Origin of the sequence: Streptomyces sp. NPDC048565 (assembly GCF_040650935.1) — a bacterium.
Classification (GTDB): domain Bacteria; phylum Actinomycetota; class Actinomycetes; order Streptomycetales; family Streptomycetaceae; genus Streptomyces.
In genome coordinates this window covers 442,392-457,989 of the sequence record NZ_JBEZIH010000001.1, presented here as the reverse complement: position 1 = coordinate 457,989, position 15,598 = coordinate 442,392, and the positions used below count along the sequence as shown (strand labels likewise).

Genomic DNA, 15,598 nt, shown 5'->3' with positions numbered 1-15,598 from the left:
ACGTCGCAACGCAACCGTTTCGTCGTTACGGTCTATCATTCGGGAGATGAACACCGAACGGCGAACCGGGCGCCGCATCCCGGCAGGTGCCGCGGTGCTTCGGGAGGACGTGACCGACGCGATCCGCGGCGCCGTCTTCGAGGAGCTGGCCGCCGTGGGATTCGCGCGGATGTCGATCGAGGGCATCGCGCGGCGGGCGGGGGTGGGCAAGACCGCCGTCTACCGCCGCTGGAAGTCCAAGCTCCATCTCGTCCTCGACCTGGTCGCGGCCGTCGCCGCGCAGGGCATGCCGGCGCCCGAGACGGGTTCGCTGTACGGGGATGTGCGTGCCGTGCTGGAACTCGCCGCGTACGCCCTGCGTCACCCCGTCGCCTCCCAGGTGATCCCCGACCTGCTGGTCGAGGCGGCCCGTAACCCGGAGATCTCCGAGGCCATCAAGGCGGCGCTGCTCGACCAGCAGCAGGGGGTGGCCGCCGTCGTCGTACGGGCAGCCGTGGCACGCGGCGAACTGCCCGAGGGCAGCGACCCGGACCGGGCGCTGGACCTCATCGTCGGTCCGCTGTACTGGCGCCTCGTCGTGGTCCGCAGCGATCTGCCCAAGGGGTATCTCGACGACCTCGCGGAGTCCGCGGTCCGGGCGCTCAAGGGCTGACGGGGCTCGACGTGTCGGCGTCGAGCAGCCGGTCCACGACCCTGCGGGCCGCGTCGCCGCCGCCGGGGCCGCAGTGCTCACGCCGGAAGCTCTCGTACGCCTCCGCGTGCAGCTCCGCCGACGCCGTCGTGGCCCGCAGGGCCTGAGTCACCTCCTGGGTGGTGACCAGCAGCGGCCCGGGGGCCCGGGTCTCGAAGTCCAGGCAGAAGCCGCGCACGGTGTCCCGGTAGTGCTCCAGGTCGTAGGTGTGGAAGAGGATCGGACGGCCGGTGTGCGCGAAGCCGAACACCAGGCCCGAGTAGTCGGTGATCAGCACATCGGCGATCAGAAGCAGTTCGGTGGTGTCCGGGTGCGCGGACACGTCACGCAGGGCAGGGTGCGCCGGCACGCTGCCCGTCACCCGGGGATGCCTGCGGACCAGCACCGTGGTCCGGCCGTCCAGCGACCCTGCCAGCGCGGGCAGGTCGAGCGCGGGATCCCAGCGGTACAGCGGCGAGGAGCCGGCGGGGACGCCGGCCGTCGGGTGCGCGAGATGGTCGCGGTACGTCGGCGCGTACAGCACCACACGGTGACCGTCCGGGATGCCGAGACGCCGGCGTACCCGCTCGGCGGTCTTGTCGCGGCCGGGCGCGAACAGCAGGTCATCGGCCGGGCAGCCCGCCTCCAGCACCTCGCCGCCGTAGGCCAGGGCACGGCGCAGCCGCGCGGTGGCCGAAGCGCCGGGGGAGACCAGGACCGACCACTGGGCGGAGCGGTGCTCCAGTGTGGCGAGGTCCTGGTGGTCCGCGTACAGGGTGCCGGTGAGGTCAAGGCCGAACCTGCCGAGCGGGGGACCGTGCCAGGTCTGTACGACCGTCTGGCCCGGGCGGCGCTCGAACCACGCGGGCAGCTGCCCTGCCACGACGATCCGGCGGGCCCGCGCCAGCGCCTCGTACCAGGCGGTGCTGTACGCCACGACGGGGACAGCGGTGGAGGGTACGCGGGCCGCGGCACCCGGGGAGCCGTCCGTGACCCAGAGGTGCTCGGCATCGGTGCTCCGGCGCACGAGCTCGGCGTGCACGGCGCGCGGGGAGCCCTCTCCGGAGTGCAGCACGATGTCCCGGAGGGGCAGCCGGCGCTGCGCCGGATAGTGCGCCGTCCGCAACAGGCCCTGGCGGTACGCGCTCCGCTCCGCGTCGTCGAGCGCCGGCGCGCAGTGCACGGTCAGCCGGTCGCCGTGACGGCGGTCGATGCGGAAGCGCGCGCCGGCGGCGCCCACGGGCAGGAGAGCGGCGAAGGCTGCCCCCACGCGCACGGGCCTGCCGCCGAGGAACACCTCCCATTCACCCTCCCGGGGCGGTGGCGCGAGCAGGGCCGAGAAGCAGCCCTCGTGCGCCGTACCGGGGCTGTGTCTCCCGGCGGAGTCGGTCAGGGGTACGGCCACCGTCTCGCCGAGGGTGCTGTGTCGTAGTTCGAGCGCGCCGGTCCCGGTCCCGCCGATGCGCAGCGCACCGCCCGGAACGCGCTCCGCGTGGTCCACGCGCGGTTCGCCGGACGTGTCCACCACCAGTTGGCCCGCCGCGTCCGCGTACGCGGGTGGCGGCAGGTCAGGCGCCGCCGCCAGCGGCACCCGGACGCCGTCGGCCAGGAGGGCCACCCGCCAACGGCCCCCGGAGGCAGGGGCGGACGCGAGGACGGGGGCGGGGCCGGTGACGCCGCCGGGCTCGGCGGTGAGCTCCGCGAGCGGGATCAGGGCGCTGAAGGCTCCGCCCCCGTCCTCGGGCCGCACCGGGCAGACGCGCTCCGTTGCCCCGTCGCGGGTCAGGACGAGCGCCGTCGGCCGGGCGCCCCCGTACAGCCGCCCGGTCAACTCCAGGCCGCCCGGCACCTGCTTGTGGCCGGTGGCCAGGGCTGACAGCCGGGACACGGCCAGTTCCAGGCGGCCGTCCCGGTAGCCGAGGACCGCTCGCCTGCCGCCGCCCAGGTCGTGGACCAGCGGCTGCGCGGCGGACGCCTCCACGGCGCGCAGCGCGGCCCGGCGTACGACGCCGTGTCCGGCCACCACCACGCCCACCAGCCAGTTGCCGGGACCGAGCCGCCCCGGGTCGAGGACCGTCTCGAACCCGGCGTAGTCGTAGCAGTGCGACTCCTGGCCGGAGTCCGTGGTGGCCCGGTCCATCCGGATCGTGCGCACCGGCACGGCCCGTGGCAGTCCTCCCGCCGCGTCCCGCACCAGTCCGGCCTTCAGCGAGTGCCGGGCGGCCAGGGCGGGGAGGTTGCGGATGTACGCGTATCCGCGCAGCCGCAGCCTGCCGTCCTCGCCCCACGTGGCGTCCACCAGCCGTGCCACGGCCGGCAGATCACTCCTGCCGAGTCGTGCCGAGACGCTCCGGACCCCTCCGACCCCGGGGTGCACCGCGCGCCGCCGGCCCGGCGGACCCGCGACGGTGAACGTGCCCGCACCGTTGGCCCGTTCGAACTCCAGGACCGCCAGCAGCTCGTCGGTCCTGCGCTCCCGCACCAGCTGCCAGCGGATGCGCGCCTCGGCCGGCAGCCCGGCCGCAGCCGCGTCGCCCGCCCGGTCGAGAAAGGCGCCCGCGTCGGACATGAACGCGGAGCGGTAGGCGGGGCCGCCCATCGGCAGCCCCTCCAGGAAGTACACGAAGTCGTCGCGCAGGCACGAGGCGTCGTAGCGCAGCCGCTGCCCGTCACCCCGGTCCGCGAGGAACGCGCTGACCTGTTCACAGGCGGCGATCCGGTCCCGCACGCCCCGCACGTCCGTACGCCGACGGGTGATGGAACCCTCCCGCACACGCCAGTGGTAGACGTGCTCGTGCAGCACGTCCACCGTCCCGGCGAGGTAGTGCGCGGGGATCATCACCGGGGTGTCCTCGTAGAGCTTGCCCACCGGGAAGGAGAAGGCGTGCCGGTCCCAGAAGGAGCGCCGGAACACCTTGTTCCAGGCGACACGGTCGGCCAGCAGCCCGGCGTCGCGGGTGATGTGGGTGCGGGGGCGGTCGGCGGTCAGCCACCGGTACTGCCAGGCCTGCTGCCTTCCCTGCTCGGTGAGCCGCCACACGTTGCCCGTCACCAGGTCCGAGCCGGTGGACTCCAGGGAGGCGACCATCCGCTCGTACGCGTCGGGGACGAGGGTGTCGTCGCTGTCTGCGAACGCCAGGTAGGGGACGCCGGGTGCGGTGTGGGCGACCCCCGTGTTGCGTGCGGCGCTCAGGCCGGCGTTGGGCTGGTGGACACAGCGGAAGCGGTCGTCCCGGGCGGCGAAGTCCTCGGCGATCCTGCGGCTGTCGTCCGTCGAGCCGTCGTCGACGAGCACCACCTCGATGTCCGTCAGGGACTGTCCTGCCAGTGAGGCGAGGCACTCCTCCAGGTAGTCCTCGACGTTGTGCACGGGGACGACGACGCTGAGGAGTGGCTTCATGGAGGGCTCAACAGGGGTGAGCGCCCCGGGTCACGCCACTGCCCCGAACGGGTGAAGATCCCTGGGGCGGACGGCGCGGTCGCCGTTACGCTCGGCTGCCATGCTGCTCACCGTCGTCGTATCCGCCCATCGTGTCCAGGGGTATCTCAGGGCGGCCCTGGAGTCCGTGACCGGGCAGTCGCCGCCGGAGGGCGGGCCAAGTGATCTGGAGCTGCTCGTCGTCGGAGCGGCCGACGGCGGGCTGGACCTCGCCATCGCCCGGGAGTTCGCCGGGAACGACCCCCGCGTGCGTGTACTCGACGGCCCCCCGGACGCCGGCGCGGCCCGTAACGCCGGTGCGGCGGCGGCGCGTGGGACCTATCTGCTCTTCCTCGGCGGGGACGACCTGCTCCTTCCCGCAGCGGTGGCGGAGATCTCAGCGCGGCTCGCCGATGACCGCCCCGACGTGCTGCGTCTTGGCCACGACCGGATCGACTGGTGGGGCACGGTACAGCCGGACGACGCCCTCCCCGCCGCCCGGAACCATCTTTTCCGCCGCGCCTTCTGGGTCGCCCACAGGCTCGGCTTCACCGAGGGCCCGTACGACGACGTGGTGCCCGTCCACCGCGCGGCCTTCCTGGCCTCCGACGCGGGCACCCTCGCCTCGCTGGACCGGCTCTGCGTCCGTCACCGGCTGCGCCGCACCGGTCCGGCCGCCGCCACACCGGGCCGCGCGCACTTCGCCGTCATCGAGGCCTACGAGCGGCTGGCCGACGAGACCGGCGGCGACCCACGGGTCCCGGCCGCCCGCATCGCGCACCTCACCGCCGTGCTCGACGACCCGGGCCGGATCGCACCCGGCGACCGCGCCGCGTTCTTCCGGGCGGCCGGGTTGCCCGGCCGGTACGTCGCCCACCGGAGCAGGCAGGCCGTGCGCGCCGGGCGCACCCGGGCGCGGGCCGCCGTGCGCGCGGGCAGGAAGGCGCTGCGCGCCCGCGTGCTGCGAGCCGTCTACCGCGCCGACCTGCACCGGGCGCTCGACCCCTGCCTCGCCGTCTACGGGGCCTACTGGAACAGGGGCGTCGCCTGCAATCCCGCCGCCGTCTACGCCAAGGCCCGTGAACTGGTCCCGCACATCCGGGGCGTCTGGGTCGTCTCCTCCCGTCACAGCGACCGGATGCCGCCCGGTGTGCCGTACGTCATCGAGGGCTCCCGCGCCTACTGGCGGGCCATGGCCACCGCGACGTACCTCGTCAACAACTCCAGCTTTCCCGGCGGGTTCACCAAACGGCCCGGACAGGTCTATCTCCAGACCCACCACGGGACGCCACTGAAGACCATGGGCCTGGACCAGCTTCCGTACCCCGCTCTCACCAAGGGCGTCAGCTTCGAACGGGTCCTCGCACACACCGACCAGTGGGACTTCAGCCTCTCCGCCAACCCGCACAGCACCGAGATCTGGGACCGGGTCTACCCCTCCTCGTACGAGCAACTGCCGTACGGCTATCCGCGCAACGACATCCTGTGCACCGCAACCCCCGAACAGACCGACAAGATCAGGGCGGAGCTCGGCATCGTGCCCGGATCGACCGTGCTGCTGTACGCGCCGACCCACCGCGACTACCGCGAGGGCTTCGTCCCCCGGATCGACCTGGAGCGGCTCAGCCGCGAGACGGTGCCCGGCTGTGTGCTGCTGGTGCGCGCCCACTACTTCTACGGGCGGTCGGCCGGGGAGGCGGTGGGGGACCGGGTCGTCGACGTCACCGGCCACCCCCGCGTCGAAGAACTCTTCCTGGCCGCCGACGCGTTGATCACGGACTACTCGTCGCTGATGTTCGACTACGCCTGTCTGGACCGCCCGATCATCACCTATGTGCCCGACTGGGACGCCTACCGTGCTGCCCGGGGCACCTACGTCGACCTGTTGTCCGGGCGCCCCGGTGACGCCCCTGGGGCGGTCGCCACCACGCAGGACGAGCTGCGCGAGGTGTTGCGGAGCGGCGCCTGGAGGTCCCCGGAGGCCGATGCGCGGCGCGCCGCGTTCCGCAGGCGTTTCTGCCCGTACGACGACGGACACGCGGCGGAGCGCGTGGTGCGGAGGGTCTTCCCGGTGCGCGCGAAGGGGCCGCTCCCGGACGGGCCACTCTCGGACGGGCCGCTCTCGGACGAGGCGCGTTCGAACTGAACGCCGGAGTCACCCGTACGGGGCGATCCCTCCGCACCACGGCGTCGTTGTGCTCAACAGCGCACACGGCAACGTCGGGAGAAGCTCATGCACCGGTCCGCCTACGAGCAGATGCGGCTCTGCGTCGAGGAATATCTGCCCAGAACACGCAGGCACCGCGTCGTGGACCTCGGCTCGCGGATCTCCGGGAAGCAGACCCGCACCCACCGGGGACTCCTGACCGGCCACGACATCGACTACTTCGGGGTCGACGTCCTCGACGGTCCGAACGTCGACGCGGTCATGGACCGGCCCTACCGGATCCCCGCGAAGTCGCGCAGCGCCGATGTGGTGCTGTCCGGCCAGGCTTTCGAGCACATCCCCTTCTTCTGGGTGTCGATGATGGAGATCGCCCGGGTGCTCAGGCCCGGCGGCTACGCCTTCATCACCGCGCCCTCGCGCGGCCATGTCCACGACGCGCAGGACTGCTGGCGCTACTACCCGGACGGCTTCCGGGCGATGGCCGCCCACTCCCGTCTCGAACTCTGCGAGGCGTACACGGACTTCCCGCCCGTCAAGGGCATCCGGCACGATTACGCATCCATCGACACCGAGGCGGCCTACTGGGGCGATTCGGTGGGTGTCTTCCGCCGTCCGCGGCCTGACCGGCGGCCGGTGACCCGGCTGAAGAACGGGCTTGTGGACTTCGCGGTGCGCGAGACGGCCGTGTGGTGGGCCAACCGGGCCGGCGGGGTGGACCGGGTGCCGCTGCCGCGCCCGCTGGACGGGCGGGAGCTGTGCGGGCGTCCGGACAGCCGTACGGTTCCATCAACCACCGGTTGACGAAAAGTGACATGCGTCGCAAAGCGCGCGTACTGTCCGGCCCCATGGCTTGGCGCAACGCCGTCAACGGCGTCCTTCAGCAACTCACCGGATACCAGCTCAGGCGTGCGACCCTGCCCGCTCCCCGCTCGGCCCCCGCTCAGCCGCCGCCCGCCCCGAAGGCCGCGGTCAGGAAGCCGCCGGAGCTCCCCGCGGACTACGACGACGAGGCGAAGGACATCATCCGGGCGGTCAAGCCGTACACGATGACCTCCCCGGAGCGGCTCAACGCCTTCGTCCTCGCGACCCGGCACATCGTCAAGCACGACATCCCGGGCGACATCGTCGAGTGCGGTGTCTGGCGCGGCGGTTCCATGCAGGCCTGCGCCAAGACGCTGCTGTCGCTGGGGGAGACGGGGCGTGACCTCTACCTCTTCGACACCTACGAGGGCATGACGCCGCCCACCGACGAGGACCTGCGCCGGGACGGCAGGCCGGCCAAGGAACTGCTGGACGCGCAGGGCAAGGACCGGCCGATCTGGGCGGTGGCCTCCCTGGAGGACGTGCAGGCCGGGTTCGAGAAGGTCCCGTATCCGGCGGACCGTGTCCACTACGTGCGGGGCAAGGTCGAGGAGACCGTCCCCGGGCAGGCGCCCGAGCGGATCTCCATCCTCCGGCTGGACACCGACTGGTACGCGTCGACGAAGCACGAGCTCAGGTACCTGTACGAGCGGCTGGTGAGCGGCGGGGTACTGCTCATCGACGACTACGGCTACTGGCAGGGATCGCGCCAGGCCGTGGACGAGTTCCTGGAGGAGACCGGCGAGCAGCTCCTGCTGCTGCGCATGGACGAGGGCCGTATCGCCGTCAAACCCTGAGCGGGCGATGCCCGGCCGAACCCCGCGCGGGCCGTGCCCCGTTGTGAGCCCCGTGCCTCCCCGGCACGGGGCTCGTTCCATACACAGAAGTCAGTCCCGTCCGTCCGGAAGGATCGTGCGCAGCGCCATGGCACCCCGTCTCACCGTCGTCGTCCCCCTCTACAACGTCGAGGAGTACCTCGGCGCCTGCCTGGCCTCGCTCGCCGGGCAGACCATGGCAGACCTCGAAGTCGTCATGGTCGACGACGGCGCGACGGACGGCAGCGCCGATGTGGCGATGGAGTTCGCCCGGCGGGACGCCCGCTTCCGTCTGATCCGGCAGAAGAACGCCGGGCTCGGGGCGGCGCGCAACGCGGGCGCCGCACAGGCCCACCCTGACGCGGACTTCCTGACGTTCGTCGACAGCGACGACGTGGTGCCGCAGGGTGCCTTCGCCCGGATGCTCGACGAACTGGACGCATCGGGATCGGACTTCGCGACCGGCAACGTCCTCAGGCTCCGGGCGAACGGGGCACTCGAACAGTCCCCCATGTTCCGCAGGCCGATGGAGAAGTCCCGCCGCGCCACCCATGTCACCCGGGACTGGATCCTGCTCGGCGACCGCATCGCGTGCAACAAGGTGTTCCGGAGGTCCTTCTGGGACCGGCACGCCTTCGCCTTCCCGACGGGCGTGCTGTACGAGGACATCGCCGTGGTGCTGCCTGCGCACTTCCTGGCCGGGAGCGTCGACGTCGTCGAGGAGCCCGTCTACCACTGGCGCGACCGTGACGGCTCGATCACCACCCGGCGTGCGGTGGCCCGGGGCATCCGCGACCGGGTCACCGCGGTCACGACGGTCAGCCGGTTCCTCGCGGACCGGGGCATGACGGAGGCGAAACGGCGCTACGACGAGCACGCGCTCTCCGGTGACCTGTGGTTGTTCATCGAGGCCCTCCCGGACGGTGACGAAAGCTTCCATCAGGCCTTCCTCACCCACGCCGGCGCCTTCGCCGCGACGGTCGAACCCGCCGTCCTCGACGCGCTGCCCCTGCATCTGAGGGTCAAGTGGCAGCTCATCCGGGAGCGGAGGATCGCGGAACTGCTCGCCGTCCTGGACCACGAGTCCACCGACCGTGGCACCTTCCACGTCCGGGGTCGGCTGCGGCCGCGCGCCCAGTACCCGGGTGTCGACGCCCGACTTCCGCGCAAGGTCACGGCCCTGTCCGCGGATGACCTTCCCGTGCACGCCCATCTCACCGAGGCGGTGTGGAAGGACGGGCTGCTGCACCTCAAGGGGTACGCGTACGTCCGTAACGCCCCGGGCAGGTCCGCCGGGACAGGCTGGCTGCGGTCGGGCCGCCGGCTGATCCCGCTGCGGCTGCGCCGGACGGCGACGGACGAGGCGACGGCCGGTTCGGGCCGCTCCCTGCACCGCTACGAGCGGTCAGGCTTCGAGACCGTGATCGACCCGGTCCGGCTCGTCACCCGGAGTACGGCACGCGGTGCCCGCACGGTCTGGAAGCTGGAGTCCCTCGTCGTCGGCGCGGGACGGCCCCGCAGGGGACCGATGCGGCTGCTCGGCAATCCGGCGGCCCCCGCCGTCCGGTACGTCGACGAGCGCACCCGGGTCGTCCCGCTGCTCTCGGGGAACAAGCTGGAGCTGCGCGCCGAGCGGGTCGACGCCGTGCTCGCAGGGCACGGGCCGACGGAGTCCGGGGACGGGATCCGGATCGCCGTGCGGCTGCCGGGCGGTGACACTCCGAAGGTTCTGCGGATCCAGGAGTGGCGTACGAAGGAGACCCGCGAGTTCCCCCTGGTGGCCGCCGAGGGTACGGACGGCCGCGCCGTCGTGGCCGAGGTGCCGTTGGTGACGTTCCGTGGCTCCGACGGCGACTGGGGCGTACAGCTGACCGGCGGGGCCGGCCGGCTGACGGTCGCGGCCCGTCCGGAGACCGCCGCCGGGCGCTATCCGCTGCCCGGCGGCCGTGAGGTCTACGCGGCCGCCAACCCCTCGGGGGACCTGGTGCTCACCGACAGGGACGTACGGCCCGTCGTGACGGCTGTGACATGGACGGACGAAACCGGTGCGGCGCTGGAGGGGACCTTCCCCGCGGTGCGGCACGGCACGGTGGAGCTCGTCCTGCGTCACAGCGGTCATCAGGAGGAGCACTCCTTCGCCGTGGAGCGCACGGATGCCGACAGTGATGCGGATGGCGGTGCCTCTGCGGGTGCCGCTGCCCGTTTCCGTACGGTGCTGTCCCCCGGGGCGGTCGACGGAGCCGGCGGTACGCTGCCGCTCGCCGAGGGCCGTTGGTACCCCTTCCTCCGGGACCGTGGCGAGACCGACCCGGAGCGCTATCTGCCGCTGCGTGTGGAGCACAGGCTGCACGCCGGCCTGCCGCTGTCGCGCGAGTCGGCGGGGCGCGTCTTCACCCTTGAGCGGCGCTTCCACGACCGGCTCTGTCTGCGGTCGGGGAGCGCCCTGCCGCCGGAGGACCGGGGGGCGTACGCGCAGCGCCGGCTGCGCGAGCGGTACGCGAGCGCGCGCGGCGGGAAACTGCGGGACACCGTGTTGTACTCCAGCTTCGACGGGCGCCAGTATTCGGACTCGCCCCGTGCCGTACACGAGGAACTGGCCGGGCGCGACACCGGCGTCGAGCATCTCTGGGTGGTGCGGGACCAGCAGGCGGCCGTGCCCGCGGGGGTCCGCGCCGTCGCCCTGCACAGCGCCGAGTGGCACCAGGCGCTGGCGCGCAGCCGGTGGATCGTCACCAACACCCAGCTGCCCGACTGGTTCGAGCGGGCCGATGGCCAGTTCGTCGTCCAGACCTGGCACGGCACGCCGCTCAAGCGCATCGGCCGTGACCTGGCGGGCACCGCGTACGCCGACCCCGCGTACATGGAGTCCATGCCTCGACGGGCCGCCCAGTGGAGCGTCCTCGTCTCGCCGAACCGCTTCTCCACGCCCGTCCTGCGCCGCGCGTTCGGGCACACGGGCGAGGTCCTGGAGTGCGGCTACCCGCGCAACGACCTGCTGTACGCCGCCGACCGCGCGAAGGTCGCCGCAGCCGTCCGGGAGGCACTCGGTGTGCCCGAGGGCAAACGGATCGTCCTTTACGCCCCCACCTGGCGCGAGGACCGGCCCAAGCAGAGCGGGCTGTACGGCCTCGACCTCCAGCTCGACCTGGCCCAGGCGCGGAAGGTGCTCGGCGACGACCACGTCCTGCTGGTGCGCCGCCACTATCTGGTCGGCGGCAGCATCCCTTCGAGCGACTTCGTCCGTGATGTGTCGCGCCACCCCGATGTCGCCGAGCTGATGCTCATCAGCGATGTGCTGGTCACGGACTACTCGTCCCTGATGTTCGACTTCGCGCAGACCGGCCGGCCGATGCTGTTCCACACCTACGACCTGGAGCACTACCGCGACACCCTGCGCGGTTTCTGCTTCGACTTCGAGAACCGGGCGCCCGGCCCGCTGATCACCGGCTCCGCCGATGTCGTCGAGGCGCTCCGCGACCCGGAGGCAGCGACGGCCGGCCACCGCGAGGCGTACACCGGCTTCCGCCAGGCGTTCTGCGACCTCGACGACGGGACGGCGTCCGCCCAGGTCGTGGACCGGATGCTGAAGGGTGCCCAGGCATGAGCGCGCCCGATTTCAGCTGTGTCGTCACCGCCGCCGAGGGCGGGACAGAGGCCCTGACGGCGTCCGTGGAGTCCGTGCTCGACCAGAGCCTGCGCGCCGTCGAAGCCCTCGTCGTGCTGCCCCAGGGGGCACCCACCGCCCTGCGGACGGCGGCAGCGTCGCTCGCCGGGCAGGCCCCGGACCGCGTCCGTGTCCTCGACCCGGGTACGGACTCGGTCGGTTCGCTGCGCAACGCCGGCCTGGACGCGGCGCGGGGCCGCTACGTCCTCGTGCTCGACGTCGGCGAACGCCTCCAGCGGCACGCCTGCCGCAACCTCTGGGAAGCCGGCGAGCGGAGCCACGCCGACCTGGTCGCCGGGCGCTGGAGCCGGCTCACCGGCGACGGGACGAAGGAACGGGAACCCTCCTGGCAGCACCCGCTGTTCCTCCGCTCCCGCACCGTCGTCCGGTTCACCGAGGCCTCCGAACTGGCCGTGCACGACGCCCTGGTGACGGGCTTCTGCCTGCGGCGCGCGGCATTGGAGCGCCATGCCCTTCGTTACGACGATGACCTCATGCACAGCACGATCCCGTTCGGCGTCCTGGCGGCGTCCGTCGTCGGCCGTATCGCCCTCGTGCGCCGCCGGATCGTCTCCGGGCGGGCGGCGGCGGACGCCGGCCGGGACCTCGCCGGGCTCGTGGAGGCGCACCGGCGGGTGTGCCACGTGCTGGTGGCCCAGGGGCTGACGGAACTGCGCGAGGAGAGGGACCGCGCCTTCCTGCTCGACCACCTGGTGCCCCTGGTGCGCAGCCTCCCCGAACTGCCCGCCGCCCGCCGCGAACACCTCGCGCTGACGGCCGCCAGGGTGCTGCCCGACTGCGTCCCGGACGCCGCGCTGCTCACCCTCCCGCCCGTCGAGCGTGTCGGTATCCGGCTTCTGGAGCGGGGTGACGCGGACGGGTCGCTGTGCGCGGCGTACGCCCTGCGCAGGAGGGGCACCGTGGCCGCGCCCCTCGTCACGGGCGATGACGGCCGCGTGTACTGGCCGGAAGGCACCGGCTCCGGCCCCGGACCCGCCCTCGATCCGGCCCTGGACGTCACCGAACTCGGGCATCAGCACCGCGCGTTCGGCGAGCTGAAGCTGATGAACAGGCTCACCCGCTACGAGGCCGAGGGGCACCGTGTCCTTCTGGAGGGCAGGCTCGTGCTGCCCGCGCACACCGGGCCGGACCCGGACGGCGCCCTCACCGCCCATCTGGAGTTCCGCGTACGCGACGGCTCCCGTGTCTTCCGCGCCCCTGTCGACGCGCTGCGGCCCGACGCCACCGGGATCAGCTGGTCCGCCCGCGCCGATCTCACCCGCCTGGTGCGTCCCCTCGGCCCCCGCGACACGGTGTGGGACGCACGGTTGGTGCTCGACGACGGCCGGACCCGCTCGGTGAGCGACCTCTTCGCCGCCCATGACCTCGTCGGCCCGTCGGACCGTTCCCCCGCGCGCCCCCGGCTCGGCAGGGCCGCCGGGGACACCTGGGAGCCCTACATCACGCTCCGGGACCACCTCGCGCTCCGGCTCGAAGCCCGCCGCAGGCCCGCCCGCACGGCCCGCAGGCTGGTCCACTACGCCACCCACTTCCGCCCCGCCCGCCGCGCCAGGCTCCTGCTGCGCGCGCTGCGCAAGCGGTGGGACGGGCTGCACGCCAAGGACTTCAAGACCTCCGTCTACCGCTCCTGGCTGCTCCGGCTGCCCGTACGCAAGGGTTCCGTGGTCTTCGAGAGCCATATGGGCACCTGCTACGGCGACAGCCCCCGGGCCGTACACGAGGAGGTGCGCGCCCGGGGGCTCCCGCTGCGCTGCGTCTGGTCGTACGCCGAGTCCCCGGCCGGTTTCCCCGCCGACGCCGGGCTCGTGCGCCGCTGGTCCTGGCGGTATCTGTGGGCCCTGGCCAGGGCGGAGTACTGGGTCGACAACCAGGGATTCCCGCAGCACCTCGACAAGCCGTCCGGCACGGTCTACCTCCAGACCTGGCACGGCTCGGCGTACAAACGCATGGGCTTGGACGAGACCAGGGTGCGCCTGCAGAACGCCCCGCAGCGCGAACGGCTCCAGCAGGCGGTGCGGCGCTTCGACCACTTCCTCGTACGGTCCGAGCACGACGAGCGCACCCTGGCCCGCGCCTACCGGCTGCCCGAGAAGGCACTGCTGCGCACCGGATACCCCCGCAACGACGTGCTGCTCGCCGCGCGCGCCCGGGACGAGGCGGAGGGGCGGCTGCCCCGTCCAGCGCTCGCAGCCGAACTCGGCCTGCCCGACCACCGCAAGGTCGTGCTGTACGCGCCTACCTTCCGGGGCGGTCCCGGCAGGCGTAAACGGCAGCGGCTGCTGCTGGACGCCGCGCGCTTCGCGGAGCGTTTCGGTGACACGTACACGCTGCTGGTGCGCGCGCACTACCTGGAGGCGGCGAGCCTGCCTCCCTGCCCGCCGGGCACGGTCGTGGACGTGTCGGGCCATCACGACGTCAGCGAGCTCCTCACGCTCGCCGACGTCCTGGTCACCGACTACTCGTCGATCATGTTCGACTACGCCCTCCTGGACCGTCCCGTGGTCCTCTTCGCCCCCGATCTCGATGCCTACGCCGCCGAGCGGGGCAGCTACTTCGACCTGCGCGAGAAGGCGCCGGGACCGGTGACGGCGACCGAGGAGGAGCTGTTCGCCGTGCTGGCCCGGCTGAAGGGCGCGGACACCGGATTCCAGGACCGGCGCGCGGCCTTCGCCGAGGAGTTCGGGGCGTACGACCGGGGGGACTCCGCCCGCGCGGTCGTGGACGCCGTGTTCGCCCGGCACCTCGTCCCGCCCCGTACGGCTCGTAACGCCCGTAACGCCCTGTCCCGTACCGCCCGCACCGGGGAGGCCCGTCGATGAACCACGGCCGTGATGTCTTCATCGTCTCCAACAGCACGGATGAACTCGGCGGTGTGACCGGCTGGATGCACCGGACCGCCCAGCTGTTCCAGGAGGCCGGCCACCGGGTGCACACCATCGGTATCCATGCCGCCGAGCGGAAGATGGCCCTGCCCGAGCCGCCCGGCTACCCGGTGACCGCCCTGTACCCGGCGCATCCCCCGACACCCTGGGCCCCCAGGGGTCTGCGGGACCGCTTCCGGATCCCTGCCCGGCGCGCCGAGGCAGGCCGTGCGGCACGGAAGCTGCGCGCCGTCGACCAGCTGTCGGAGATCTTCCGGGCGGCGGGGCCGGGCGGGGTGGTGATCGTCAGCCAGGTCTGGGCGATGGAGTGGGTCGGCGAGGCGGACACCGGCGGGCTGCGGGTCATCGGGATGAGCCACGAGTCCTACGACTACTCCCGGGCGAGCCACCGCTACCGCTGGATCAAGAGCCACTACCCACCGCTCGACCGCTGGCTCGTCCTCACGGAGGAGGACGCCGACAAGTGGGCGGGCGACGGGATGAACAACGTGGGTTTCATGCCCAACGCCCTGGCCGCGCTGCCCGATCTGCCCTCCCCGCGCCGCGAGAAGTCGGTCGCGAGCATCGGCCGGCTCACCGACCAGAAGGGCATCGACATGCTCCTGGACGCCTGGGCGCTGGTGGCACCGCAGCGCCAGGACTGGCGTCTCGACGTGTACGGGACGGGTGAGGACGAGGCGGACCTCAGGGCGCTGTGCACCGGTCTCGGGCTGGACTCATCGGTGGTGTGGCGGGGGCGTACGGACGACGTCCCCGGCGCGCTGGCCGCCTCCTCGGTCTTCGTCCAGTCCTCACGCGGCGAGGGCTTCCCGCTGGCGCTGCTGGAGGCCATGGCCAGCGGGTTGCCGTGTGCGGCGTTCGACTGCGCGCCGGGCGTACGGGAGATCGTGCGCGACGGCGAGGACGGGCTGCTCGCGCCGGCGGGCGACATCGGCGCGCTCGCCGACCGGCTGCTCAGGCTCACCGGCAACCCCCGGATGCGGGACGCGATGGGGGACAGGGCGCGGCTCAATGTCCAGCGGTTCTCCGAGGCGGAGATCATGGGCCGCTGGGAAGAGCTGTTCGCGCTCCTGGAGCGCTGACCGGCCGGGTGTGCCCGG

Annotated in this window: 8 protein-coding genes; 7 read left to right on the top strand and 1 reads right to left on the bottom strand. The window is 72.7% G+C overall.

Annotated features, from left to right (window positions below; genetic code table 11):
- Positions 1 to 46: 46 nt before the first annotated feature.
- Positions 47 to 652, top strand: a complete 606-nt coding sequence (locus AB0C75_RS02005; protein ID WP_362886081.1) for a TetR/AcrR family transcriptional regulator — start codon at positions 47 to 49, stop codon at positions 650 to 652.
- Here the strand turns inward: AB0C75_RS02005 and AB0C75_RS02000 are convergent.
- On the bottom strand, positions 642 to 4,070 hold the full coding sequence (locus AB0C75_RS02000) for a CDP-glycerol glycerophosphotransferase family protein (protein ID WP_362886080.1): 3,429 nt from the start codon (positions 4,068 to 4,070) through the stop codon (positions 642 to 644). The two genes, AB0C75_RS02005 and AB0C75_RS02000, sit on opposite strands and share 11 nt — an antisense overlap.
- Positions 4,071 to 4,170: 100 nt before the next feature.
- On the opposite strand from AB0C75_RS02000, the gene AB0C75_RS01995 reads away from it, so the two are divergent.
- The 6 genes from AB0C75_RS01995 to AB0C75_RS01970 all read left to right on the top strand — a co-directional run bounded on the left by AB0C75_RS01995 (position 4,171) and on the right by AB0C75_RS01970 (position 15,580).
- On the top strand, positions 4,171 to 6,234 hold the full coding sequence (locus tag AB0C75_RS01995; RefSeq protein ID WP_362886078.1) for a CDP-glycerol glycerophosphotransferase family protein: 2,064 nt from the start codon (positions 4,171 to 4,173) through the stop codon (positions 6,232 to 6,234).
- Positions 6,235 to 6,321: 87 nt separating this feature from the next.
- On the top strand, positions 6,322 to 7,056 hold the full coding sequence (locus AB0C75_RS01990) for a methyltransferase domain-containing protein (RefSeq protein ID WP_362886077.1): 735 nt from the start codon (positions 6,322 to 6,324) through the stop codon (positions 7,054 to 7,056).
- Positions 7,057 to 7,067: 11 nt separating this feature from the next.
- On the top strand, positions 7,068 to 7,913 hold the full coding sequence (locus tag AB0C75_RS01985; RefSeq protein WP_362886076.1) for a TylF/MycF/NovP-related O-methyltransferase: 846 nt from the start codon (positions 7,068 to 7,070) through the stop codon (positions 7,911 to 7,913).
- 127 nt (positions 7,914 to 8,040) lie between these two features.
- A complete protein-coding gene (locus tag AB0C75_RS01980) occupies positions 8,041 to 11,535 on the top strand; it encodes a CDP-glycerol glycerophosphotransferase family protein (protein ID WP_362886075.1) in 3,495 nt (1,164 codons plus the stop codon).
- Positions 11,532 to 14,435 (top strand): CDP-glycerol glycerophosphotransferase family protein, encoded by a 2,904-nt coding sequence (locus AB0C75_RS01975; RefSeq protein ID WP_362886074.1) that lies wholly within the window; start codon positions 11,532 to 11,534, stop codon positions 14,433 to 14,435. The genes AB0C75_RS01980 and AB0C75_RS01975 overlap by 4 nt, the downstream gene beginning before the upstream one ends.
- On the top strand, positions 14,432 to 15,580 hold the full coding sequence (locus AB0C75_RS01970; RefSeq protein ID WP_362886073.1) for a glycosyltransferase: 1,149 nt from the start codon (positions 14,432 to 14,434) through the stop codon (positions 15,578 to 15,580). The genes AB0C75_RS01975 and AB0C75_RS01970 overlap by 4 nt, the downstream gene beginning before the upstream one ends.
- Positions 15,581 to 15,598: the final 18 nt, after the last annotated feature.

What these genes read in the sequence shown, in the direction of transcription:
- AB0C75_RS02005 (WP_362886081.1), top strand. Translation starts at nt 47, where the DNA reads ATGAACACCGAACGGCGAACCGGGCGCCGCATCCCGGCAGGTGCCGCG.
- AB0C75_RS02000 (WP_362886080.1), bottom strand. Translation starts at nt 4,070, where the DNA reads ATGAAGCCACTCCTCAGCGTCGTCGTCCCCGTGCACAACGTCGAGGAC.
- AB0C75_RS01995 (WP_362886078.1), top strand. Translation starts at nt 4,171, where the DNA reads ATGCTGCTCACCGTCGTCGTATCCGCCCATCGTGTCCAGGGGTATCTC.
- AB0C75_RS01990 (WP_362886077.1), top strand. Translation starts at nt 6,322, where the DNA reads ATGCACCGGTCCGCCTACGAGCAGATGCGGCTCTGCGTCGAGGAATAT.
- AB0C75_RS01985 (WP_362886076.1), top strand. Translation starts at nt 7,068, where the DNA reads ATGCGTCGCAAAGCGCGCGTACTGTCCGGCCCCATGGCTTGGCGCAAC.
- AB0C75_RS01980 (WP_362886075.1), top strand. Translation starts at nt 8,041, where the DNA reads ATGGCACCCCGTCTCACCGTCGTCGTCCCCCTCTACAACGTCGAGGAG.
- AB0C75_RS01975 (WP_362886074.1), top strand. Translation starts at nt 11,532, where the DNA reads ATGAGCGCGCCCGATTTCAGCTGTGTCGTCACCGCCGCCGAGGGCGGG.
- AB0C75_RS01970 (WP_362886073.1), top strand. Translation starts at nt 14,432, where the DNA reads ATGAACCACGGCCGTGATGTCTTCATCGTCTCCAACAGCACGGATGAA.